General features: G+C 54.3%; 17 protein-coding genes. 10 read left to right on the top strand and 7 right to left on the bottom strand.

The features are described from left to right. The first annotated feature begins 5 nt into the window (after positions 1 to 5). The 6 genes from nuoJ (at position 6) to ACXIZX_RS12780 (ending at position 6,398) form a co-directional block, all read left to right on the top strand. Complete coding sequence (nuoJ, locus tag ACXIZX_RS12805) at positions 6 to 557, top strand: NADH-quinone oxidoreductase subunit J (RefSeq protein ID WP_008105138.1); 552 nt, start codon at positions 6 to 8, stop codon at positions 555 to 557. Further along, positions 554 to 856: an NADH-quinone oxidoreductase subunit NuoK gene (gene nuoK, locus ACXIZX_RS12800; protein WP_007889334.1), complete on the top strand. Its 303-nt coding sequence runs from the start codon at positions 554 to 556 to the stop codon at positions 854 to 856. The genes nuoJ and nuoK overlap by 4 nt, the downstream gene beginning before the upstream one ends. After that, positions 853 to 2,688: an NADH-quinone oxidoreductase subunit L gene (nuoL, locus tag ACXIZX_RS12795; protein ID WP_061717841.1), complete on the top strand. Its 1,836-nt coding sequence runs from the start codon at positions 853 to 855 to the stop codon at positions 2,686 to 2,688. The genes nuoK and nuoL overlap by 4 nt, the downstream gene beginning before the upstream one ends. An 84-nt stretch (positions 2,689 to 2,772) precedes the next feature. Further along, entirely contained in the window at positions 2,773 to 4,293 is a 1,521-nt protein-coding gene (nuoM, locus tag ACXIZX_RS12790; protein ID WP_036648497.1) for an NADH-quinone oxidoreductase subunit M, read from the top strand. A 6-nt stretch (positions 4,294 to 4,299) separates the two neighbouring features. Next, entirely contained in the window at positions 4,300 to 5,757 is a 1,458-nt protein-coding gene (nuoN, locus tag ACXIZX_RS12785) for an NADH-quinone oxidoreductase subunit NuoN (RefSeq protein ID WP_479404303.1), read from the top strand. 188 nt (positions 5,758 to 5,945) lie between these two features. Then, positions 5,946 to 6,398 carry a GNAT family N-acetyltransferase gene (locus ACXIZX_RS12780; protein ID WP_008105129.1) on the top strand — a complete coding sequence of 151 codons (453 nt, stop codon included), beginning with the start codon at positions 5,946 to 5,948 and terminating at the stop codon, positions 6,396 to 6,398. A 29-nt stretch (positions 6,399 to 6,427) separates the two neighbouring features. Here ACXIZX_RS12780 and ACXIZX_RS12775 read toward each other — a convergent pair whose 3' ends face one another. After that, positions 6,428 to 8,086: a glucan biosynthesis protein D gene (locus ACXIZX_RS12775; RefSeq protein WP_179450034.1), complete on the bottom strand. Its 1,659-nt coding sequence runs from the start codon at positions 8,084 to 8,086 to the stop codon at positions 6,428 to 6,430. A gap of 291 nt (positions 8,087 to 8,377) precedes the next feature. Between ACXIZX_RS12775 and elaB the strand changes: the two genes are divergently transcribed. After that, complete coding sequence (elaB, locus tag ACXIZX_RS12770; RefSeq protein ID WP_008105125.1) at positions 8,378 to 8,686, top strand: stress response protein ElaB; 309 nt, start codon at positions 8,378 to 8,380, stop codon at positions 8,684 to 8,686. A 145-nt stretch (positions 8,687 to 8,831) separates the two neighbouring features. Continuing rightward, positions 8,832 to 10,028 carry a nicotinamide mononucleotide deamidase-related protein YfaY gene (locus ACXIZX_RS12765; protein ID WP_479404302.1) on the top strand — a complete coding sequence of 399 codons (1,197 nt, stop codon included), beginning with the start codon at positions 8,832 to 8,834 and terminating at the stop codon, positions 10,026 to 10,028. A 39-nt stretch (positions 10,029 to 10,067) separates the two neighbouring features. Here ACXIZX_RS12765 and yfaE read toward each other — a convergent pair whose 3' ends face one another. The 4 genes from yfaE to ubiG all read right to left on the bottom strand — a co-directional run bounded on the left by yfaE (position 10,068) and on the right by ubiG (position 15,108). Beyond that, positions 10,068 to 10,328 (bottom strand): class I ribonucleotide reductase maintenance protein YfaE, encoded by a 261-nt coding sequence (gene yfaE / locus ACXIZX_RS12760; protein ID WP_061717835.1) that lies wholly within the window; start codon positions 10,326 to 10,328, stop codon positions 10,068 to 10,070. A 2-nt stretch (positions 10,329 to 10,330) separates the two neighbouring features. Then, positions 10,331 to 11,461, bottom strand: a complete 1,131-nt coding sequence (gene nrdB / locus ACXIZX_RS12755; protein WP_008105120.1) for a class Ia ribonucleoside-diphosphate reductase subunit beta — start codon at positions 11,459 to 11,461, stop codon at positions 10,331 to 10,333. A gap of 58 nt (positions 11,462 to 11,519) precedes the next feature. After that, entirely contained in the window at positions 11,520 to 13,805 is a 2,286-nt protein-coding gene (nrdA, locus tag ACXIZX_RS12750) for a class 1a ribonucleoside-diphosphate reductase subunit alpha (RefSeq protein WP_154190330.1), read from the bottom strand. Between the two features lie 577 nt (positions 13,806 to 14,382). Beyond that, positions 14,383 to 15,108, bottom strand: a complete 726-nt coding sequence (ubiG, locus tag ACXIZX_RS12745) for a bifunctional 2-polyprenyl-6-hydroxyphenol methylase/3-demethylubiquinol 3-O-methyltransferase UbiG (RefSeq protein WP_008105116.1) — start codon at positions 15,106 to 15,108, stop codon at positions 14,383 to 14,385. Positions 15,109 to 15,284: 176 nt separating this feature from the next. Here ubiG and gyrA point away from each other — a divergent pair, with 176 nt between their 5' ends. Then, a complete protein-coding gene (gyrA, locus tag ACXIZX_RS12740; protein WP_008105113.1) occupies positions 15,285 to 17,924 on the top strand; it encodes a DNA topoisomerase (ATP-hydrolyzing) subunit A in 2,640 nt (879 codons plus the stop codon). A gap of 163 nt (positions 17,925 to 18,087) precedes the next feature. After that, positions 18,088 to 20,943 carry a two-component system sensor histidine kinase RcsC gene (gene rcsC / locus ACXIZX_RS12735; RefSeq protein WP_479404301.1) on the top strand — a complete coding sequence of 952 codons (2,856 nt, stop codon included), beginning with the start codon at positions 18,088 to 18,090 and terminating at the stop codon, positions 20,941 to 20,943. Positions 20,944 to 20,992: 49 nt separating this feature from the next. Here rcsC and rcsB read toward each other — a convergent pair whose 3' ends face one another. Together rcsB and rcsD are read right to left on the bottom strand one after the other, a co-directional pair. Beyond that, positions 20,993 to 21,643, bottom strand: a complete 651-nt coding sequence (rcsB, locus tag ACXIZX_RS12730; RefSeq protein ID WP_007889370.1) for a response regulator transcription factor RcsB — start codon at positions 21,641 to 21,643, stop codon at positions 20,993 to 20,995. Position 21,644: 1 nt separating this feature from the next. After that, positions 21,645 to 24,311, bottom strand: coding sequence for a phosphotransferase RcsD (rcsD, locus tag ACXIZX_RS12725; protein WP_479404878.1), 2,667 nt, complete (start codon positions 24,309 to 24,311; stop codon positions 21,645 to 21,647). Positions 24,312 to 24,330: the final 19 nt, after the last annotated feature.

The following is a 24,330-nucleotide window of genomic DNA, read 5'->3' as shown; positions in this document are numbered from 1 at the left end:
CAGGTATGGAATTTGCGTTTTATCTTTGCGGACTGGTGGCGGTGTTGACGACGCTGCGCGTCATCACCCACACCAATCCGGTACATGCGCTGCTGTACCTGATCGTTTCGCTGCTGTCCATTGCAGGCGTGTTCTTCTCGATGGGCGCCTACTTCGCCGGTGCGCTGGAAATCATCGTCTACGCGGGCGCCATTATGGTGCTGTTCGTCTTCGTGGTGATGATGCTGAACCTGGGCAAAACCCAGCAGGATCAGGAACGCGAGTGGCTGAAGCCTTCGCTGTGGATTGGTCCGGGCATCGTCTCTTTACTGCTGCTGGCGGTAATGATTTACGCGATTAGCACAGCAACCGATCAAGGCATTGATGGCACCGTCATCGACGCTAAAGCAGTCGGTATCAGCTTGTTTGGTCCCTATGTTCTGGCGGTTGAGCTGGCATCAATGCTGCTGCTCGCCGGTCTGGTCGTGGCCTTCCATATTGGACGTGAAGAGCGTCATGGCGAAGTGCTGAGCAATCGTCAAGCTGATGCGCAAGCGAATAAGGAGGATCACGCATGATCCCGTTACAACACGGCCTGATGCTGGCCGCTGTGCTGTTTGTTCTCGGCCTGACCTCCGTGGTGCTGCGTCGTAACATCCTGTTTATGCTGATTGGTCTGGAAATCATGATCAATGCCTCCGCGTTAGCGCTGGTGGTAGCTGGCAGCTATTGGGGACAAGCTGATGGTCAGGTGATGTACATCCTGGCGATCAGCCTTGCGGCGGCGGAAGCGAGTATTGGTCTGGCGCTGTTGCTCCAGCTCTATCGTCGTCGTCAGACGCTGAACATTGACACAGTGAGCGAGATGCGCGGATGAATCTTCTCTATTTAACCGTATTATTTCCGCTAATTGGCTTCCTGCTATTGGCGTTTTCACGCGGTCGCTGGTCGGAGAACCTGTCGGCAGCAATCGGTATGGGTTCTGTTGGTCTGGCAGCATTAACCACTATTTATGCCGGTTTCGACTTCTTCAACCAGGGTCAGCAGCCGTTCACGCAGGCGCTGTGGACCTGGATTCACGTCGGCAGCTTCGACATTAAAGTGAATCTGGTGCTGGACGGTCTTTCTCTGACCATGCTGTCCGTCGTCACCGGCGTTGGCTTCTTCATCCACATGTTTGCTTCATGGTACATGCGTGGTGAAGAGGGTTATTCGCGCTTCTTCGCTTACACCAACCTGTTCATCGCGAGCATGGTGGTGTTGGTGCTGGCCGATAACCTGATGCTGATGTATCTCGGCTGGGAAGGCGTAGGCCTGTGCTCATATCTGCTGATTGGCTTCTACTACAGTAATCCAGAGAACGGCAAAGCGGCGATGAAAGCCTTTATCATCACCCGTGTAGGTGATGTGTTCCTCGCTTTCGCCTTGTTCATTCTTTACAACGAGCTGGGCACGCTGAACTTCCGTGAACTGGTTGAACTGGCACCTGCGCACTTCGCTGCAGACAACCATATGCTGCAGTGGGCAACCCTGATGCTGTTGGGTGGCGCGGTCGGTAAATCTGCACAGCTGCCATTACAAACCTGGCTGGCAGATGCGATGGCCGGTCCTACTCCGGTTTCGGCACTGATTCACGCCGCGACCATGGTGACCGCCGGTGTTTACCTGATTGCACGTACGCACGGCTTGTTCCTGTTAACGCCGGAAGTGCTGCATCTGGTGGGTATCATTGGTGCGATTACCCTGGTGCTGGCAGGTTTTGCGGCGTTGGTGCAAACCGACATCAAACGTGTGCTGGCTTACTCAACTATGAGTCAGATCGGCTACATGTTCCTCGCGCTGGGCGTTCAGGCATGGGACGCGGCGATTTTCCACCTGATGACGCATGCATTCTTCAAAGCCTTGTTGTTCCTCTCTTCAGGCTCGGTCATTCTGGCCTGCCATCATGAGCAGAACATTTTCAAAATGGGCGGCCTGCGTAAAAGCATCCCGCTGGTGTATGTCTGCTTCCTGGTGGGTGGCGCCGCGCTGGCTGCGCTGCCGCTGATCACCGCAGGTTTCTACAGTAAAGATGAAATCCTGTTTGGTGCGATGGCGAATGGTCACATCAATCTGATGGTGGCGGGTCTGGTGGGTGCATTCCTCACCTCGATCTACACCTTCCGCATGATCTTTATCGTGTTCCACGGTGAAGAGAAAATTCATGCTCACGCCGGTAAAGGCATTACACATCACCTGCCGTTGATTGTTCTGATGGTGCTCTCCACCTTTATTGGTGCGCTGATTACGCCTCCTCTGGCGGGCGTGCTGCCGCAGAACGAGTTTGGTGAAGGCGGCAAAGTGATGCTGGAAATCACCTCAGGCGTAGTTGCCATTGTTGGTATCCTGATCGCAGCAGCATTGTGGCTGGGTAAACGTCAGCTGGTGACCAGCATTGCCAACAGTGCGCCGGGTCGTTTCTTCGGCACCTGGTGGTTCGCGGCCTGGGGCTTCGACTGGCTGTATGACAAGGTGTTTGTAAAACCTTATCTCGGCATTGCCTGGTTACTGAAAAGCGATCCGCTGAATTCACTGATGAACCTGCCTGCGCTGCTGTCGCGCATTGGTAATAAAGGTTTGGTGGTGAGTGAAAACGGTTATCTGCGCTGGTACGTGGCTTCAATGAGTGTCGGTGCCGTTGTGGTGCTGGCGCTGCTGCTGGTGATTTAAAGATTGATGAGCGGGGCGGGTTCGCTCGCCCAATTAGAATGTCAAAAATTGCCTGAAGTAAGGCAATAAAAAGGGAAGTTCGCCGTGTTATTACCTTGGCTAATAATTATCCCCTTCGTTGGGGGCTTACTCTGCTGGTTGGCAGAGCGCCTCGGCGCAAAGGTACCGCGCTGGATTGCCATGATCACCATGGGCCTGACGCTAGCGCTTGGCCTGCAGCTGTGGTTGCAGGGAGGCTATTCACTGACGCAGGCTGCGGGCATTCCGCAATGGCAATCGACTTTCTCAGTACCGTGGATTCCGCGCTTTGGCATCAACTTCCATCTGGCGATTGATGGTCTGTCGCTGCTGATGGTGGTGCTGACCGGACTGCTCGGTTTGATGGCGGTGCTGTGCTCCTGGAACGAAATTGAGAAATATCAGGGCTTCTTCCACCTCAACCTGATGTGGATTCTCGGTGGTGTGATTGGCGTGTTCCTCTCCATCGACATGTTCCTGTTCTTCTTCTTCTGGGAAATGATGCTGGTGCCGATGTACTTCCTCATCGCACTTTGGGGCCATAAAGCATCCGACGGTAAAACGCGTATTAGCGCCGCGACCAAGTTCTTCATCTACACCCAGGCATCTGGTCTGATCATGTTGGTGTCGATTCTGGCGCTGGTGTTTGTGCACTACAACGCTACTGGCGTATGGACTTTCAGCTACGAAGAGTTGCTGAAAACGCCGATGTCACACACCGTTGAGTATCTGCTGATGCTCGGCTTCTTCATCGCCTTTGCGGTGAAAATGCCGGTGGTGCCATTACACGGTTGGCTGCCAGATGCGCATAGCCAGGCACCAACCGCTGGTTCGGTTGACCTCGCTGGTATCTTGCTGAAAACTGCGGCCTACGGCTTGCTGCGCTTCAGCCTGCCGCTGTTCCCGAATGCGTCTGCAGAGTTCGCACCGATTGCCATGTGGCTCGGTATCATCGGCATCTTCTACGGTGCATGGATGGCGTTCTCGCAGTTCGATATCAAACGTTTGATTGCTTACACCTCTATTTCGCACATGGGCTTCGTGTTGATCGCCATCTACACCGGCAGCCAACTGGCCTTCCAGGGCGCAGTAATTCAGATGATTGCGCACGGTCTTTCTGCTGCGGCACTGTTCATCTTGTGCGGTCAGCTGTATGAGCGTCTGCATACCCGCGACCTTCGTCAGATGGGCGGTTTGTGGTCACGTATCAAATGGATTCCGGGTCTGTCACTGTTCTTTGCGGTTGCCAACCTCGGTATGCCGGGCACCGGTAACTTCGTTGGCGAATTCATGATTCTGACCGGCAGTTTCCAGGTGGTGCCGGTGATTATCGTCATCGCAACCTTTGGTCTGGTGTTTGCTTCGGTTTACTCCCTGATCATGATGCAGCGCGCTTACTTCGGCGAAGCCAAGTCGAAAGATCCGCTGCCAGGCATGTCACCGCGTGAGTTCCTGACTATCGGCGTATTGGTGGTGTTACTGGTGCTGCTGGGGATTTATCCACAGCCAATCCTCGACACATCCCATGCTGCGATGAGCAATATTCAGCAGTGGTTTACCGCTTCAATTTCAACTACAAGGCCGTAATTCGCCATGACAATAACTCCTCAACATCTGATCGCGTTACTGCCGCTGTTGATCGTCGGATTGACGGTGGTGGTGGTGATGCTGTCCATTGCGTGGCGACGCAATCACTTTGTTAATGCCACGTTGACGGTGATCGGACTTAACATTGCGCTGTTTTCTCTGTGGTTTGTTGGCCAGGCGGGAGCGATGGATGTCACGCCGCTGCTGCGCGTTGATGGCTATTCGATGTTCTACACCGCGCTGGTGGTGCTGGCGAGTTTAGCCACTTGCACCTTTGCTTATCCTTGGCTGGCTGGTTTCCCGGACAACAAAGATGAGTTCTATCTGCTGGTGCTGATTGCGGCACTCGGCGGGATTGTGCTGGCGAGCGCCAACCATCTGGCGGCGCTGTTCATCGGCATCGAACTGCTGTCACTGCCGCTGTTTGGTTTGATTGGTTACGCTTTCCGCCAGAAACGTTCGCTGGAAGCGTCGCTGAAATACACCATTCTGTCGGCGGCGGCCTCATCGTTCCTGCTGTTTGGTATCGCGCTGATTTATGCTGATTCCGGTAGCCTGAGCTTTGTGCAGCTGGGTAAAAGTCTGAGCGATAGCATGATTCAGGAGCCGCTGTTGCTGCTCGGTTTGGGCATGATGATTATCGGTCTGGGCTTTAAACTGTCGCTGGTTCCATTCCACCTGTGGACGCCGGACGTTTATCAGGGTGCGCCTGCGCCGGTTTCAACCTTCCTCGCCACCGCCAGCAAGATCGCCATCTTTGGCGTGATTATGCGCCTGTTCATGTACGCACCAGTTACAGACAGCGAAGCCGTTCGCACCGTGCTGGGCATCATTGCCTTCGCGTCGATTCTGTTCGGTAACCTGATGGCGATTTCCCAGAGCAACATCAAGCGTCTGCTTGGTTACTCCTCAATCGCGCACCTTGGTTATCTGTTGGTGGCGCTGATCGCGGTGAAAACCCATCAGCTGTCGCTGGAAACTGCAGGCGTATATCTGGCCGGTTACCTGTTCAGCAGCCTGGGCGCGTTCGGCGTAGTAAGCCTGATGTCGAGCCCGTATCGCGGTCCGGATGCCGACACGCTGTATTCCTATCGTGGTCTGTTCTGGCATCGTCCGATTCTGTCTGCGGTCATGACGGTAATGATGTTGTCACTGGCCGGTATCCCAATGACGCTCGGCTTCATTGGTAAGTTCTACGTTATCGCCTCGAGTGTGAACGCACACCTGTGGTGGTTGAGTGGTGCGGTGGTTGCAGGTAGTGCGATTGGTCTTTACTACTATCTGCGCGTAACGGTGAGTCTGTATCTCAGCCCGCCGGAACTGCACAACCGCGATACGCAAGCCAACTGGGCGTTTACGGCGGGTGGTGTTGTGGTGCTGATCTCTGCGATTCTGGTATTGCTGCTCGGTATTTTTCCGCAGCCGCTGATTACACTGGTGCAGATGGCTCAGCCGCTGATGTAATAAAGACTCGCGTCATGACTGAATCAGGCCTTCGGGCCTGATTTTTTTTGCCTGCAATTCACGGCGTAGTGAGAGATTGAGCACAGAGTCACCACGAGGTTTTCAGCTGCCGCTGCTGCTCACTGCGTTCGGCGTAGCCGGTGTGATATTCTCAACGGATCACTTTTTCGCTCAGACAAGGAAGCACCATGGAAATGCTTTGGCTTGATTGCCACCACAGTGAACTGACGACGCAGCAACTCTACACGCTGCTGGCGCTGCGCAATCATGTCTTCATCGTTGAACAAAACTGTCCGTATCAGGATATTGATGGTCAGGATTTAGCCGCTGATAACCGCCACATTTTGGGATTCCTTGACGGTAAGCTGCTGGCCTATGCACGGGTGTTAACGCCCGCGCTAGACTCTGCGCCGGTGCTGATTGGTCGTGTGATCGTTTCTGAAGAGGCGCGCGGTTTGAAGCTGGGATATCGCTTGATGGAGAAGGCGCTGGAGAGCTGCGAGAAGCATTGGTCGCAGCGCGCTATCTATCTCTCAGCGCAGGCACATCTGGAAGGTTTCTACGGTCGTCTGGGCTTTAAAGCGGTGACTGAAGTCTACATGGAAGATGATATTCCCCACATCGGTATGCAGAAAGCATAACGGCGAGGATTGCTCCTCGCCGTTAATCATCAGCCCGGCGTCATCTGCCGGTCATCAACATATTTGCGTTGATCCGGCGGCGGCGGGAAGTACTGATAGAGCCAGGTTTCACTCAGCGTCTCATCCTTAGTACGCAGGAACAGGCGCATATCAACCGGCTTGGTTGAGTCGCTATTCGGATACCAGTCAAACAGAATGCGGTAACCGTTCAGCGGCTCGACGTAGAGAATCTCAACCTGCTTGAATGTGCCTTCTGAAACGGTAATCACCGGCTCAATGCCTTTCGGCGCTGCGGCTTTCAGATCGCCACCAACAAAATCAATGGCAAAGCGACGTGACCAGGTTTCCGGGAAGTGTTCGCCTGGCGCCCAACCTTCCGGGAAGCCACCGATACCGGTGCGAGTGGCATCGACACGCGCTAAACCACTGCGCACTGGCGGCAACTGACTCCAGTAGAGCTTGTACTGGAAGTTGAACTCGCTGCCGGCTTTCACTGGTTCTGATGGCTGCCAGAAGCACACCACGTTATCCAGCGTTTCACCGGTGGTTGGAATCTCCATTACGTTAATGGCGCCTTTGCCCCATTTACCAATCGGTTCCACCCACAGGCTTGGACGTTTGTCGTACCAGCCAATCACATCCTGATAATTTTTGAAGTCATGATCCAGCTGCAACAGGCCAAAACCACGCGGGTTTTCGTCCTGATAGGCGTTGAACTGCAAACGCTGCGGGTTGTTCAGCGGACGCGCAATCCATTCGCCCTCACCGGTCCACATCGCCAGGCGATCGGAGTCGTGAATTTGCGGATGGTAAGTGTTGCACATGCGGCGCTCGTTGGTGCCACAGCTGAACATGCTGGTCATCGGCGCGATGCCGAGCTGGCGGATGTCGTTACGTGCAAACAGGTGGTTTTCTACCTCCATCACCACGCGTTTTTCTTCGCAGTGAATGGTGAACTTATACGCACCGGTAACGCTCGCGCCATCCAGCAGGGCATAAACTACAAAAGTGGTGTCATCCGCTTTTGGCGTTTCGAACCAGAATGCAGTGAAGTCCGGGAACTCTTCTTTGCCGTTGCTAAAGGTGTTGACCGCCACGCCGCGTGCGGAGAGGCCGTACTGGAAGGTCTCATCAACTGCACGGAAATAGCTGGCGCCGAGGAAAGAGACGATATCGCGGCGCGCCAGTTCTGGCTTCTTAAACGCGCGGAAACCGGCAAAGCCGAGATCGGTTTTACCCACCAGCTGTTTGGTATCAACGTTGGCGTTGTGATAGTTGAACAGCTCCGGACGGAAGTGGATCTCACGTGCTTCGCGGCTCTGGGCATCGACCGAGAACATGCGGATGCGGCGCTTGAAGCCCATACCGACGTGGAAGAATTGCACGTCCAGCTCGCGGTCGGCGATGTTGTTCCACAGCGAGTGATTGGCGTCGTACTGAATTTCGTTATAGGCCTGCGGAGTTAGATTGGCCAGGGTGTCGGGCAAGGGGCCGGGTGCGCCGCCCCAGGGCTGTTTTGCCAGTGCGGAGGCTTTCTTTTTCAGTGAGTCGAAATCGAAGCGCACTGCGGTACCGTCGGCGATACCATCATCAGCCCAGGCGGATTGTGCAAACAGCGTGGAGAGACCCGTCATGCCGCTAACAGCGGAGAGGGCCATGGACGCTTTCATAAATTTTCTACGATTCATGCCGGAAATCTAATCCTTAGCTGCTCGGGTGTATTTTGACTCTCGTAAGACGAGAAACGTCTGACTACAGGGGGTTACGACAGTCGTGGAAATAAAAAATTCAGTCTGCGGAAAATTTATCAGATTAATCAAATAAGCGAAGCAGAATTCGCGCCGCTCGGCCGTGCATGACACAACTTTGCATTGAGATGGACGAAACTCGGTTAAATCCTGGCAGTCGCCGTCCAGCAAAGCTGGAATTTAAGACTATAGTTAAACCACAACGAGTTAGGAACATGGAGGAACTACATAGTGTCATCTTCAGACCAATTTGAAACGCACCTTGACGACGACCTGGCGCTGCTGACGGAAACGCTGGAAGAAGTGTTACGCGCATCAGGCGATCCGGCCGATCAGAAATACATCGAACTGAAACTCAAAGCTGAACAAGCGCTGGAAGACGTGAAATCGCGCGTTAGCCAGGCGTCAGACAGCTATTACTATCGTGCCAAAAACGCGGCTTACCGCGCCGATGATTATGTGCACGAAAAACCGTGGCAGGGGATTGGCATCGGTGCCGCCGCTGGCCTGTTTGTCGGTTTACTGCTGGCTCGACGTTAAGTTCCAACGGGCGCGACACGCTTCGCGCCCGCTTCCTGATTATCCCGCCGCTTATTCCAGCTAAATCCCTGTTTCGCATCATCCGCGATTGTGTTTCGCCTGCGCGCTTCCTACAGTAAAGCGACAGGGAAAAGGAGAACGCAACGTGATACGTGTAGAAATGCTCTCAACGGGCGATGAAGTGTTACATGGGCAGATTGTCGATACCAACGCCGCCTGGCTGGCCGATGTGCTGTTCCAGCAGGGTTTGCCGATGACCAGCCGCAGCACCGTCGGTGATGCGATGAGCTCGCTGGTGGAGGCGCTGCAGAGCCGCAGCCAGATTGCAGATGTGCTGATCGTTAACGGTGGTTTAGGACCGACCAGTGACGATCTCAGCGCGCAGGCCGCAGCCATTGCCAGCGGCAGTGAATTAGTTATCCAGCAAGAGTGGCTGGAAAAAATGGAAGCCTGGTTCGCCAGTCGCGGACGCGTGATGGCGCCGAGCAATCGCAAGCAGGCAGAGATCCCCGCCATCGCCGAGATGCTGGATAATCCGGTCGGCACCGCGTGCGGTTTTGCCATGCAGCTCAATCGCTGCTGGATTTTTTTCACGCCTGGCGTGCCGTCGGAATTTAAAGTGATGGTCGAGCAGGAGATCATTCCGCGCCTCAAAGCACGCTTTGAATTGCCAGAACCACCGTTGTGTTTACGCCTCACAACCTTTGGCCGTGGCGAGAGTGATATTGCCGCCGAGTTGGAGCCGCTACCGCTGCCGGAAGGCGTGGTGATGGGCTATCGATCATCTATGCCGATTATCGAAATCAAACTTACCGGACCCGCCAGCCAGCGTGTTGCGATGGAGCAAGTGTGGCAGCAGGTAAAACTGTTGCTGGCTGAGTGCACCATCTTTGAAGGCACCGAAGGTTTACCGGCGCTACTGGCGCGCGAGTTGCAGCAGCGCGGCTTCCATTTGGCGCTGAGCGAGCAGTTTACCGCCGGTTTGCTTAACTGGCAGCTAGCCGCTGCAGACGTGGCGCTCAGCAAAGCAGAAATTCTGCCGCCGCAGGATGAAGATCTGGAAACTCAGGTTGCGCGCACACGTGATTGGGCGAAACAGCAGGGCGCGGCGCTGGCATTGTCGGTAGGAAATTTGGTGGAAGGTGAAGTGTCGATTGCCTTGCATACGCCGGAAGCGAGCTGGGGCCAACGCGTGAAGTTCACCCATGGACGTCATAACGTGGAAACGCGGCAGAAAGTGGTGGCGATGATGGCGATGAACATGCTGCGTCGCTGGCTGCACGGCAGCGAAGTCAGCACCGGGCACGGTTGGATTGATATTCTAGAAACAGTCAAAAACTAACGCGCTGTAGGGTCGCCATTCATGGCGACCTACTAAAAATCACAACTCGATCTCAATCTCCCCTTTGGCGCGACAGCAGCACGGCAAAATCTCGCCTTGCTGCACAAACGCCAACGGGGTTTCCGCATAATCCACTTCGCCCTTCAGTAAGCGCATGCGGCAAGAGCCGCAGTAGCCCTCGCGACACTGAAACTCAACGCACAGATTATTGGCTTCCAGCGTCGCCAGCAGATTGGGGTGATCTTCTGCGCACTCCAGCCGGGAGCCGGAGCTACGCAGAATAACAACAGAGCGGCTCATGCTTACAGCTGGAAGCCGTCGAAATCGTCTTCGCCCACTTCAGAATCAATCTGACCGACCAAATACGAGCTCACTTCAACTTCCTGCGGTGCAACCTGCACGTTGTCCGACACCAGCCACGAGTTGATCCATGGAATCGGGTTCGAACGCGTCTGGAACGGCAGATCAAGACCGACCGCCTGCATACGGATGTTGGTGATGTACTCAATGTACTGGCACAGAATGTCTTTGTTCAGGCCAATCATTGAGCCGCCACTGAACAGATATTCTGCCCACTCTTTTTCCTGCTCGGCTGCCTTCTTGAACAGGTCGTAGCATTCGTCGCGGCACTCTGCAGCGATGGCTTTCATCTCAGGATCGTCTTCACCGGTGCGCAGCAGGTTCAGCATATGCTGGGTGCCGGTCAGATGCAGCGCTTCATCGCGTGCAATCAGCTTGATGATTTTGGCGTTACCCTCCATCAGCTCGCGCTCGGCAAAAGCAAATGAACAGGCGAAGCTGACGTAGAAGCGAATCGCTTCCAGCGCGTTGACGCTCATCAGGCAGATATACAGCTGCTTTTTCAGATCGCGCAGGTTCACGGTAACGGTTTTACCGTTGACCTGATGCGTACCTTCGCCCAGCAGATGCCAGTAGCTGGTCATCTCGATCAGATCATCGTAGTACTTCGAGATATCTTCGGCGCGCGCCAGAATCTGCTCGTTAGTGACGATATCGTCAAACACCACCGCTGGATCGTTAACGATGTTACGGATGATGTGGGTGTAAGAGCGCGAGTGAATGGTCTCGGAGAAGGCCCAGGTTTCAATCCAGGTTTCCAGCTCAGGAATAGAGATCAGCGGCAGCAGCGCCACGTTCGGGCTACGGCCCTGAATCGAGTCCAGCAGCGTTTGATACTTCAGGTTGCTGATAAAGATGTGTTTTTCGTGTTCTGGCAGCGCCTGGTAATCGATACGATCGCGCGAGACGTCCACTTCTTCCGGACGCCAGAAGAAGGAGAGTTGCTTTTCGATCAGCTTTTCAAAGATGTCATATTTCTGCTGATCGAAACGGGCAACGTTGACGGACTGGCCGAAGAACATCGGTTCTAACAGCTGGTTATTCTTGTTCTGCGAGAATGTGGAGTAAGCCATTTTGAGTCCAAATGTGAAGAGGGCCGACCAATGCCGGCCCTGACAAGATGAGATTAGATTAGATCTTACAAGCGCCGCTTTCGCAGCCATCATCCTGAATGGAAGGCGCCATATCGTCCTGTGCATCTTCCGCACCGTCGCGGGTGTTTTGATAGTACAGGGTTTTCACGCCGAACTTGTACGCGGTCAGCAGATCTTTCAGCAACTGTTTCATCGGCACTTTGCCATTAGCAAAACGGCTCGGATCGTAGTTAGTGTTCGACGAAATCGCCTGATCGATGAACTTCTGCATCACGCCAACCAGCTGCAGATAACCGTCGTTAGACGGCATTTCCCACAGCAGTTCGTACTGATCTTTCAGACGCTCATACTCAGGCACCACCTGACGCAGAATGCCGTCTTTCGAGGCTTTGATGCTGATGTGTCCGCGTGGCGGCTCAATACCGTTGGTGGCGTTTGAAATCTGCGAAGAGGTTTCAGATGGCATCAGCGCAGAGAGCGTCGAGTTGCGCAGACCGTGCGTGGTGATGGACTCACGCAGACCTTCCCAATCCAGATGCAGCGGCTCGTTGCACACCGCGTCGAGATCCTTTTTATAGGTATCGATCGGCAGAATGCCCTGCGAGTAAGTGGTCTCTTTGAACCACGGGCAGGCACCTTGCTCTTTCGCCAATTCGTTCGAGGCTTTCAGCAAGTAGTACTGAATGGCTTCGAAGGTTTTGTGCGTCAGGTTGTTGGCGCTGCCATCGGAGTAGCGCACGCCATTTTTCGCCAGGTAGTACGCGTAGTTGATCACGCCAATACCCAGCGTACGACGGCCCATTGCGCCGCGTTGTGCTGCCGGGATTGGGTAATCCTGATAATCCAGCAGCGCATCCAGCGCACGCACCGCGAGGGTAGCCAGCTCTTCCAGATCGTCGAGGCTGTTAATTGCACCGAGGTTAAAGGCCGACAGCGTACACAGGGCGATTTCGCCGCTTTCGTCATTGACGTCATTTAGCGGTTTGGTCGGCAGGGCGATCTCAAGGCACAGGTTCGACTGGCGAACCGGCGCGATGCTTGGATCGAACGGGCTGTGGGTGTTGCAGTGATCGACGTTCTGGATGTAGATACGGCCAGTAGAAGCACGTTCCTGCATCATGAGTGAGAACAGCTCAACGGCTTTCACGCGCTGCTTACGGATGCTGTCGTCTTTTTCGTATTTGGTGTACAGACGCTCGAACTCGTCCTGATCGGCGAAGAACGCATCGTACAGGCCAGGCACGTCAGACGGGCTGAACAGCGTGATGTCTTCACCTTTCAGCAGGCGGGTGTACATCAGTTTGTTGATCTGTACGCCGTAATCCATGTGACGCACGCGGTTGCCTTCAACACCACGGTTGTTTTTCAGCACCAGCAGGCTCTCAACTTCCAGATGCCACATTGGGTAGAACAGCGTCGCTGCACCACCGCGCACGCCACCTTGTGAGCAGGACTTCACGGCAGTCTGGAAATGCTTGTAGAACGGAATACAGCCGGTGTGGAAGGCTTCGCCACCGCGAATCGGGCTGCCCAGCGCACGAATGCGGCCAGCGTTGATGCCGATACCGGCGCGCTGAGAAACGTATTTCACAATGGCGCTAGAAGTGGCGTTGATGGAGTCGAGGCTGTCGCCGCACTCGATCAGTACGCAAGAGCTGAACTGGCGCGTTGGGGTACGCACGCCGGACATGATTGGCGTTGGCAGCGAGATCTTAAAGGTTGAGATCGCATCGTAGAAGCGCTTCACGTAGTCCATACGGGTTTCGCGCGGATAGCCAGAGAACAGGCATGCCGCCACCAGGATGTAGAGAAACTGGGCGCTTTCGTAGATTTCGCCGCTGACGCGGTTCTGCACCAAATATTTCCCTTCCAGCTGCTTAACCGCTGCGTAGGAGAAATTCATGTCGCGCCAATGGTCGATAAACTCGTCCATCTGCTCGAACTCTTCGGTGCTGTAATCTTCCAGCAGATGACGGTCGTATTTGCCCATCTCCACCATCTTCACCACCTGATCGTACAGCTTCGGCGGCTCAAACTGGCCGTAAGCTTTTTTACGCAGGTGGAAGATAGCCAGACGCGCGGCCAGGTATTGGTAATCCGGCGCATCACGAGAGATCAGGTCTGCGGCAGCCTTGATGATGGTCTCATGAATATCAGAGGTTCTGATGCCATCGTAGAACTGAATGTGTGAGCGCAGTTCAACCTGTGAAACGGAAACGTTGTTCAGCCCTTCGGCTGCCCAATCCAGTACACGGTGAATTTTGTCGAGATCAATGCGCTCCTGGCGGCCATCGCGTTTAGTAACGAGCAGACTTTGGTTCATGTCGCGTTTTTACCTGTCCATGCATGAATGACGTATTTATCCCCCATCTATGCACAAGGTTTATGCACAAGCCGCTCGTTGTGAGTAAGCCTGTGGATAAACACTATATATAGGGGGTGCGGGAAGTTTGAACAACAATATGGTGAGTATTCTAGTCAGCAATCTCTTCTTAACAAGAGTTGATTTTCACTAAAAAATCGTCCTTAGCGGCTGGCTAAAATCCTGGATCCGCATGCCGCAAGGCCTGCACTTAGTGTCAACCGCTCAGCACTTTTTTTTCACTTTATGATCGGACGCGTGTTTCTTGCTCAACCACCGCGCTTCAGGAATTTTCTTAGATGAAAAAAGCCCCGACAAGGCCGCCAGCAGCGAACTTATCTAAAATTGCTTATGAATTTTTTGTGACTTGCTTAGCCTATAAAAAAGAGTGGTACGCGTCTAAAAGGAAATTGATCTGGATAAGAGGTCGCCATGAATGGCGACCCTACGGTGATGCTGCGTATTGATGCGCGCCGGTATGAATACGGTGATGGTGCGATTTTTCGTAGGGTGCGCATTCATGCGCACCGGGATGACATCACTCCTGACGATGCGTATGAATCATATAGTTAACATCGACACCGCGACCTAAACGGAACTGGTTGGTCAACGGATTGTAGTGCAGGCCAATCATGTTTCTTTCACGCAGCGGGGTTTCATCGACCCAGTTCAGCAACTCGGCAGGACGGATGAACTTCTTCACGTCGTGCGTCCCGCGCGGCACCATGCGCAGCACATACTCGGCACCAAACACTGCCAGCAGCCAGGCTTTTGGATTGCGGTTGATGGTGGAGAAGAACACTTCGCCGCCGGGCTTCACCAGCTGCGCGCAGGCCAATACCACCGAGCGCGGATCCGGCACATGCTCCAGCATCTCCATGCAGGTCACCACATCATATTGCCCGGCGTGGCTTGCGGCGTGATCTTCCACGGTTTGCTGCACGTAGTTAACACTAACGCCGCTCTCCAGCGCGTGCAGACGCGCCACTTCCAGCGGATCCGCGCCCATATCCAGGCCAGTAACCTCAGCGCCTTCACGCGCCATGCTCTCCGCCAGAATGCCGCCGCCGCAGCCGACATCGAGCACTTTCTTACCGAACAGGCCATTGCTGTGCTGCGCTATCCAGCCGAGTCGCAGGGGATTGATACGGTGCAACGGCTTAAATTCACCCTCTAAATCCCACCAGCGGGATGCCACGGCCTCAAACTTAGCAATCTCGGCGTGGTCAACGTTCTGGCGGCTTTCCTGCGGTTGTTCACTCATTGAATCATCACTCCAGACAAAATATTCCCTCAGTATAAACGCTTAAGTCACGCGAACGCATCTCTCACGCTAAAGGAAAAGCGGGATTAAGGCCTGGTTAACGTTCACCGAAGGGAAGCGATGTGATATACTTTCGCACCTTTAAATCCGGGATTATGTAGAGGGATAGCGGCTCCATGAGCGACCTTGCGAGAGAAATTACACCGGTCAATATCGAAGAAGAGTTAAAAAACTCCTACCTCGATTACGCCATGTCGGTCATTGTTGGCCGAGCCTTACCCGATGTGCGTGATGGTCTGAAGCCGGTACACCGCCGTGTGCTTTTTGCCATGAGCGAACTGGGCAACGACTGGAATAAACCCTATAAAAAATCCGCCCGTGTGGTCGGTGACGTCATCGGTAAATATCACCCGCACGGCGATTCCGCGGTATACGAAAGTATCGTGCGTATGGCCCAGCCATTCTCCCTGCGCTACATGCTGGTTGACGGTCAGGGTAACTTTGGTTCGGTCGACGGCGACTCCGCCGCAGCGATGCGTTATACCGAAGTGCGCATGGCAAAGATCTCTTCGGAGCTGCTGGCTGACCTGGAAAAGGAAACCGTCGATTTCGTGCCGAACTATGACGGCACCGAGCAGATCCCTGAAGTCCTGCCAACCAAAATTCCTAACCTGCTGGTAAACGGTTCTTCCGGTATCGCGGTAGGTATGGCAACCAACATTCCACCGCACAACCTCACGGAAGTGATCAACGGCTGTCTGGCCTTCATCGAAGATGAAGACATCACCGTTGAAGGTTTGATGGAGCATATCACCGGGCCAGATTTCCCGACTGCTGCGTTCATCAATGGTCGTCGCGGTATCGAAGAAGCCTATCGCACCGGGCGCGGTAAGATTTACATCCGCGCACGTGGTGAAGTGGAAACCGATGCCAAGACCGGCCGTGAAACCATCATCGTGCACGAACTGCCGTATCAGGTGAACAAAGCGCGCCTGATCGAGAAGATCGCCGAGCTGGTGAAAGAGAAGCGCGTGGAAGGCATCAGCGCGCTGCGTGACGAATCTGATAAAGACGGCATGCGTGTTGTCATTGAGATCAAACGCGATGCGGTCGGTGAAGTGGTTCTCAACAACCTCTACTCGCTAACCCAGTTGCAGGTCTCTTTCGGCATCAACATGGTGGCGCTACATCAGGGCCAGCCGAAGATCATGACGCTGAAAGGCATCATCGAAGCCTTCGTACGTCACCGTCGTGAAGTGGTTACGCGCCGTACCATTTTCGAACTGCGTAAAGCGCGCGATCGTGCTCACATCCTTGAAGGCCTGGCGATTGCGCTGGCGAACATCGATCCGATCATTGAACTGATTCGTCGTGCACCAACGCCAGCCGAAGCGAAACTGGGCCTGTTGGCACAGTCATGGGATCTGGGTAACGTTGCCGCGATGCTGGAACGTGCCGGTAACGATGCCGCGCGTCCAGAGTGGCTGGAAGCCGAGTTTGGTATTCGCGATGGTCAATATTATCTGACCGAACAGCAAGCGCAGGCGATTCTGGATCTGCGTCTGCAGAAACTGACCGGTCTTGAGCACGAAAAACTGCTCGACGAATACAAAGAGCTGCTGGATCAGATCGCTGAACTGCTGCACATCCTGCAGAGCGCAGAGCGCCTGATGGAAGTGATCCGTGAAGAGCTGGAGCTGATGCGCGATCAGTTCGGCGATGCACGTCGAACTGAAATCACCGCGAACAGTGCAGACATCAACATCGAAGACCTGATTAATCAGGAAGACGTTGTGGTGACGCTGTCGCATCAGGGTTATGTCAAATACCAACCGCTGACGGACTATGAAGCCCAGCGTCGCGGTGGTAAAGGCAAATCCGCCGCACGTATTAAAGAAGAAGACTTTATCGACCGTCTGCTGGTGGCCAACACCCATGACACTATTCTGTGCTTCTCCAGCCGTGGCCGTCTCTACTGGATGAAGGTCTATCAGCTGCCGGAAGCCAGCCGTGGTGCGCGCGGTCGTCCAATCGTCAACCTGTTGCCGCTGGAAGCCAACGAACGTATTACCGCCATTCTGCCGGTGCGTGAATACACCGAAGGCTTCAACATCTTCATGGCCACCGCGAGCGGTACCGTGAAGAAAACCGCGTTGCAAGAGTTCAGCCGTCCGCGTAGTGCGGGCATCATCGCCATCAACCTGCGTGAGGATGATGAGCTGATTGGTGTAGCGCTGACCAACGGTAGCGACGAAGCCATGCTGTTCTCTGCCGCCGGTAAAGTGGTGCGCTTCGCTGAAACTGCGGTACGTGCGATGGGCCGTTCGGCTTCGGGCGTGCGCGGTATTAAGCTGGCTGAAAGTGACAAAGTGGTGTCGCTGATTGTGCCACGCGAAGAGGGCGCGATCCTCACCGTGACGCAGAATGGTTACGGTAAACGTACCGCCAATACCGAGTATCCAACCAAGTCGCGTGCGACGCAGGGCGTGATCTCGATTAAAGTCACCGATCGTAACGGGCCGGTTATCGGTGCGGTACAGGTGGTGGATGGCGATCAGATCATGATGATCACCGATGCCGGTACGCTGGTGCGTACTCGCGTATCGGAAGTCAGTGTGGTTGGTCGTAACACCCAAGGCGTGATTCTGATTCGTACTGCGGAAGATGAAAACGTGGTGGGTCTGCAACGTGTTGCTGAGCCGGTGGAAGAGGAAGAACTCGACGCCATCGACGGTAGCGTAGCGGAAGGCGAGGATGATATCGCGCCGGAAGTGGACAGCGACGACGAAGCACCAGAAGCTGACGACGAAGAGTAATTCGTAACGGCTTTATGGAACGGCAGGTCAGGAAACTGACCTGCCGTTTTTTTATCTGAGTTTTCCGCTAAAGGCGCGGGCTAGCTGGCTTTTTAGGGCCGATAAAGCTAGTGTATGAAAGCTTTTCAACATCCTGATAACTCTTACCGCCAGTGAGCCTCTTTTGAAATATCTTGTCTCCTTTCGCACTACGCTTCGAATTTCGCGCTATCTATTTCGTGCGCTGGCGTTGTTGCTCTGGGCGCTGGGTGCGCTGCTGACCACTTTCTACATCATCAACGTGCTGCACGAGAAAGAGAACGCGGTGCGTCAGGAGTTTGCCACCAATTACGGTCAGGCTGAGTGGTACGTCCGCCACTCGGCGGATGTGATGCGCGAGCTGAAATACATCACCGAAAATCGCCTGAGCAGCAGCGCTAACGGTCTGGATGTGCTTAACGGTTTGCCGCCAGGCAAAGGCGCGCTGCCGCAGTTTACGCCGCTGTTTTCCGATGGCGACTGCACCTCAATGAGCAACACCTGGCGCAACTCGCTGGACTCGCTCAGCTACTACATCAATTACTGGAAAAGCAATTTTGCCTCGGCGTATGAATTGAACCGCGTGTTCTTCATCGGCGGAGAGAATCAGTGTCTGGCCGATTTCACCATCGGCAGCAACAATTCAGTCGATCGTGAACGTAGCCTGAAAGCGCTGCGTGAACGCGTGCTGCACTATCGCAACGGCAATGAAGAAGAGCGCCGCCAGCCGATGTATTGGATCACCAGCAGCGCGCAGCCGGGCGTCGGCAACTTCTATATGGTGATGCCGGTGTATGTGGCGAACAAACTGCAGGCGCTGCTGGGCGTGGAGCAGAATATCCGCCTTGATGAGTTCATTCAGCCGGGCGGTTTGCCGCTGGTGGCCACCATCACAGATGAAAATTACCGTCCGCTGCTCAGTTCACGTCGCGGCGGCCCGGGCTACTCGCTTGACGATCTGCCGGACAACAGCACCTGGTTCGGCTATCTCGACAGCTATCGCCAGCTGGTGCTGAAGAAGCCGCTGCCGCCGTCGAATCTCAATGTGGTGTGGTCGCTTTCCACCGACGTGTTAATGGATCAGCTCAAGCTGATGCTGATTAACGCGCTGCTGCTCAACATCTTCACGGCGGTGATTCTGTTTACGCTGGCGTGGATTTTTGAGCGCCGCATGTTCCTGCCGGCCGAAGAGAATGCGCATCGGCTGGAGGAGCACGAACAGTTCAACCGCAAGATTGTCGCCTCGGCGCCGGTCGGCATCTGTATTCTGCGCACCAGCGACGGCACCAACATTCTGAGTAACGAGTTGGCACATAACTATCTGACGCTGCTGACGCAGGAAGATCGCCAGCGTCTGAATGAAATCATTGGCGGTCAGCAGGTCAACTTTGTCGATGTGCTGACCGGTAGCAACACCAACCTGCAAATCAGCTTTGTGCATTCGCGTTATCGCAATGAAAACGTGGCGATTTGCGTGCTGGTCGATGTCTCGGCGCGCGTGCGCATGGAGCAGTCGCTGCAGGAGATGGCGCACTCAGCCGAGCAGGCCAGCCAGTCGAAATCGATGTTCCTTGCCACCGTCAGCCATGAACTGCGCACGCCGCTGTACGGCATTATCGGTAACCTCGATCTGCTGCAAACCAAAGTGCTGCCGAAAGGCGTCGATTCACTGGTGACGGCGATGAACAACTCGTCGAGCCTGCTGCTGAAGATCATCAGCGACATCCTCGACTTCTCGAAGATTGAATCCGAGCAGCTGAAAATTGAGCCACATCCTTTCTCGCCGCGAGAAGTGGTCAATCATATTGCCAGCAACTATCTGTCGCTGGTGGTGCGTAAACGCCTGACGCTGTATGTATTTATCGAAAACGATGTACCGCTGACCCTGGATGGCGATGCCATGCGTCTGCAGCAGGTAATATCTAACCTGTTGAACAACGCCATCAAATTCACCCATACCGGCTGCATCATTCTGCATGCTTACGTCAAAGAGGGTTATCTGGCGTTCCGCGTGCGAGATACCGGCGTCGGTATTCCGGCCAAAGAGGTGACGCGCCTGTTTGACCCGTTCTTCCAGGTAGGTTCGGGCGTGCAGCGTAACTTCCAGGGAACTGGCTTAGGGCTGGCGATCTGTGAAAAGCTGATCAACATGATGGACGGCGATATCGAAGTCGATTCCGAACCGGGCATGGGCAGCCAGTTTATCGTGCGCATTCCGATCTATTCCGGTCAGATGGCGGCGCCACCGTTGCTTGATGGCTTGCAGGAAAAAGCCATCTGGCTGGACATGCGCAATGAATATCTCGCCAGCTTCCTGCTGCGTCTGCTGCAACAGCAGGGCATTCAGGTAGCGTATTATCACGGCCAGGCGGCAGCGGATGATGTGATCATCAGCGATCACGATGAGCCCGCTGCGCAAAGCGGACGCGCGCATATTCGTATTTGTGGTCAGCACATCGATATGCCGCACGAAAACGCGCCGGGGCAATGGATTCAGAGCAGCGCGATGCTGCACGATCTGCCGCAGCTGTTGGGCCGCATCTATCGCATCAACATCAATAGCGAAACCGCCACGCCGCTGCCGTTAACCGCGCCAAAAGCGGCCGCGACCTTCGAAGATATCATCGTGCTGATTGTTGATGACCATCCGATCAACCGCATGCTGCTGTCAGAACAGCTCGGCACCGTGGGTTATCAGACCAAAACCGCGCAGGACGGCGTGGATGCGCTGAACGTGCTTAGTCGCAACCATATCGATATCGTGCTGAGCGATGTGAACATGCCGAACATGGATGGTTATCGCCTGACGCAACGTCTGCGTCAGTTAGGGCACACTTTCCCGGTGATTGGCGTCACGGCCAATGCGTTAGCGGAAGAGAAGCAGCGCTGTATGGATGCGGGCATGGATAACTGTTTGTCGAAGCCGGTTACGCTGGATGTGCTGAAAAGTACGCTGGCGGTGTATGCGGAACGCGTCAGAAAGGGCAGGGAAGAGACGTAATACGCGAGCAAAAAAACGGGCGGTGTCAGAAGACGCCGCCCATTCAGGATTACTCTTTGTCGACCTGAGTGGCGCTAACAGAAGAGAGATAGTTCAGCAGCGCGATATCGTTTTCCACGCCCAGTTTCATCATGGCTGATTTCTTCTGGCTACTGATGGTTTTGATACTGCGGTTCAGTTTCTTAGCGATCTCAGTCACTAGGAAACCTTCTGCGAACAGACGCAGTACTTCACTCTCTTTCGGCGACAGACGTTTGTCACCGTAACCGCCAGCGCTGATGCGCTCCAGCAGTTTTGCCACGCTTTCTGGCGTATATTTTTTGCCTTTCTGCAGAGCAGCCAGCGCTTTTGGCAGATCGGTTGGCGCGCCTTGCTTCAGTACGATCCCTTCAATATCCAGATCCAACACCGCGCTCAGGATCGCTGGGTTATTGTTCATGGTAAGAACGATAATCGAGAGATCCGGATAGTGACGTTTGATGTATTTAATCAGGGTGATACCGTCACCGTACTTCTCGCCTGGCATGGAGAGGTCGGTAATCAGGACATTGGCGTCCAGTTTGGGCAAGCTGTTTACTAATGCTGTTGAGTCTTCAAACTCACCTACAACGTTAACCCATTCAATCTGTTCCAGTGACTTACGGATACCGAACAGAACGATCGGATGGTCATCGGCAATAATTACGTTCAAGTTATTCATCTTATTGGTTACCTTGCTGCAGCAGTTGGCTGACGTACGCGTCAATTTCACTGGTGGTATTTTTAATGGTTAAATCGTCACATACTTTAATGTGTTGTTCTAACGCTTCACAAAGCAGTTTACCTGACCCCAGATTGAGCATGGCAAACACGCCTTTCAGGCGATGTGCTGTCTGAGCAAGCGAGGGATAATCCTTTTCCGCCGCTTCAGTATACAGTCTCTTCACATCTGGCGGTACTGTCTCGGTAAACAGCTGGAAATAGCCTCCGCTCATCAGCGGCGTGGCTTCTTCATCTTCGCGACTCTCCTCTAACAAATCATGAGAAAGTTGCTTTTCAATCAGGGCCAGCAGCGCATCAAGCAGTGCATTACTGAGATTGAAGTTGACCCGGAATTGTTGATCGTTCAACGCGTGATGACCCATTTCGTCACCGGCCAGTAACAGCGCCCAACCGTTCAGGCGGGCGGGATCGTCGGTCACCAGCACATCATGATCCTGACCGGTTAAACGCTCATCCGACGTCAGGCATTTCGCGCCCCAGTTTTCGAGGTGGCGGCAAACGATCTTGTGTACATCTTCGACGGCGATATCCACCAACGCGGTCACGCCTTCCAGCAGTTTCTCTTCCTGCTCGCCTTGCTGCTCTAACGCCAGCGGCAATTGGATGTTGTAGCGTGTGCCGATATCGGGTTTAGCGATGATCTCCAGCTGGCCGCCCATCTGTTTGCACAGTTGCTTACAGAGGAAAAATGCCATGCCGGACGCCTGGCCGAAGCGGTCTTGCGTGGTTTCACCAAGATAGGGGAAATCGACGTTCGCCAGTTCATCGACGCTTAAGCCAGAGCCGGTATCCACCAGCTGCAGCAACACATGATTGGGCTTGTCTTCAGTGGTTTTAATCTCCAGCGAAATCTTGCCCCAGCGCGTGGTAGTCAGCGAATAGTGCATCAACGTGGTCAGCACTTTACGCAGCGCACGACGATCGCCAAAGCGCATCTCGTCATTGGCTAAATGGTTGTTCACCACCAGCGCTAAACCTTTACGGCGCAGCAGCGGCAGGCTTTCCAGCGCGATTTCATCCAGCATATCCTGCAGGTTGAACACGCTGGCATCCGGCGACCAGTCATGCGCTTCAAGACGATTGAGCAGCACGATGTCATCCACCAGGCGCGCCAAACCCTGGCTCTCGTCGAGCAGATCGAGCACGCTTTCGTCATCGTCACGCTGGCTGAGTTGCACCAACTGCTTAACCATGCTTTGCAGCGGACGATTCAGCGCATGACCAAGATTGTGCATTAACTGCTGGCGCATCTGGTGATTGCGATCCAGCACCTGTTGCGCCTTCTGCAGTTTCTTATTCACCAGCAATTCACGGTCCTGATCGCGCATCATAAACAGCTGGGTATGCGGTGACAGCACGCTGCGCGCGTGGCGGATCTCATATACTTCGTTATTGATGGTGGCCTGCAATACGCCCTGATGCTGATCCGACATATTGATGATTTTCTGCAAATTCAGGTGCGGCAACAGATGTTCAGCGATTTTATTGCTGAGCAGCGTGCGATTGGTGGCGAAGTCATACACCAGCAAGCCGACCGGTAAACTGGCGACAATCTCTTCATTCAGCATCCGCAGCGAATCAAGCTCGGCGCTCTGGTTTTCGTTCGGGCGCAGTGATTGCTGACGCAGCAGCGTAATGCCGGCAATCGACAGTAAAAACAGCACAAGGTTAATCAGCAGCGGCCACATCAGGTTATGCAGCGTATCCAGCGCCAGGCTGGTGAGCGGTACGCGATATACAAGCTGCAGCGACGTACTTGGCAGCGATGCGGCGATCTCCAGATTCGGATTCACCAGCGCCACGTGGGTGCTTTCGCTGCTGGTATCGTCGCTGGTGGTGGCGGTGGTGGTGGAAGTTTGCGTGGCGTCCTGACGCAGCTGGAAATTCTCCAGCGGCATATTGCGCGGAATTAGATCGTTAACCGGCAAATCGAACGCGACCACGGTGGCTAAATGGCCTGGCTGATTGAAGGTGGTGCGCAGCGTAAAGTAGTGATCGTTCTGCCAGGCGAAATGGCGCAGCGGCGAGAAGCTTTCACGCTCATCCAGTGCATTAGCCTGCTGCAACATTTCGGCGCGGCGGCTATCAACCAGCGTATTAATCGCGCTCTCTTTATAACGCGTCGCCATGTCTTTCAGCGGCAGCGTGGAGATCATAATCAGGCTGTTATCCTGACCATTAAGGAAGTACATCGACCAGGTCGGATTTTCCGCGCCCCACAGCGTATCGAGATAGTTGGACATGCGCATGGTCATATCCAGCGTGCTGCTATCGTGCGAACCAAAAATCAGCGCTTCGGTTTTGCGGCGGGTTTTTTCCAGATAATAGACATCCGGGCGCAGGCGGGTTTCCTGAAGGTTGCTGTTCGGCGACGATCCGGCGGCGCTGGTGGCAAGGTTTTCATAGATCTGCCACGTAGCGAAGCGCGACGCATCGATGCGTTTCTGCATCGCGCGCGCCAAATCGGTCATCGCATAACGCTTCTCTGTCATCCAGGCATTAACGCTGTTGTGCACCATCGCGCCCAGCGCCAGAAAAAGCACCAGGTTAAACACCACGAAAAAGCGCGTTACATTGCCGGATGTCAGAGGAAATTTATAAGGCAGCATAGTGTCTCAGGATCAT

It is taken from the genome of Candidatus Pantoea symbiotica (assembly GCF_056491525.1).
This window is presented reverse-complemented; position numbering and strand designations above follow the sequence as displayed.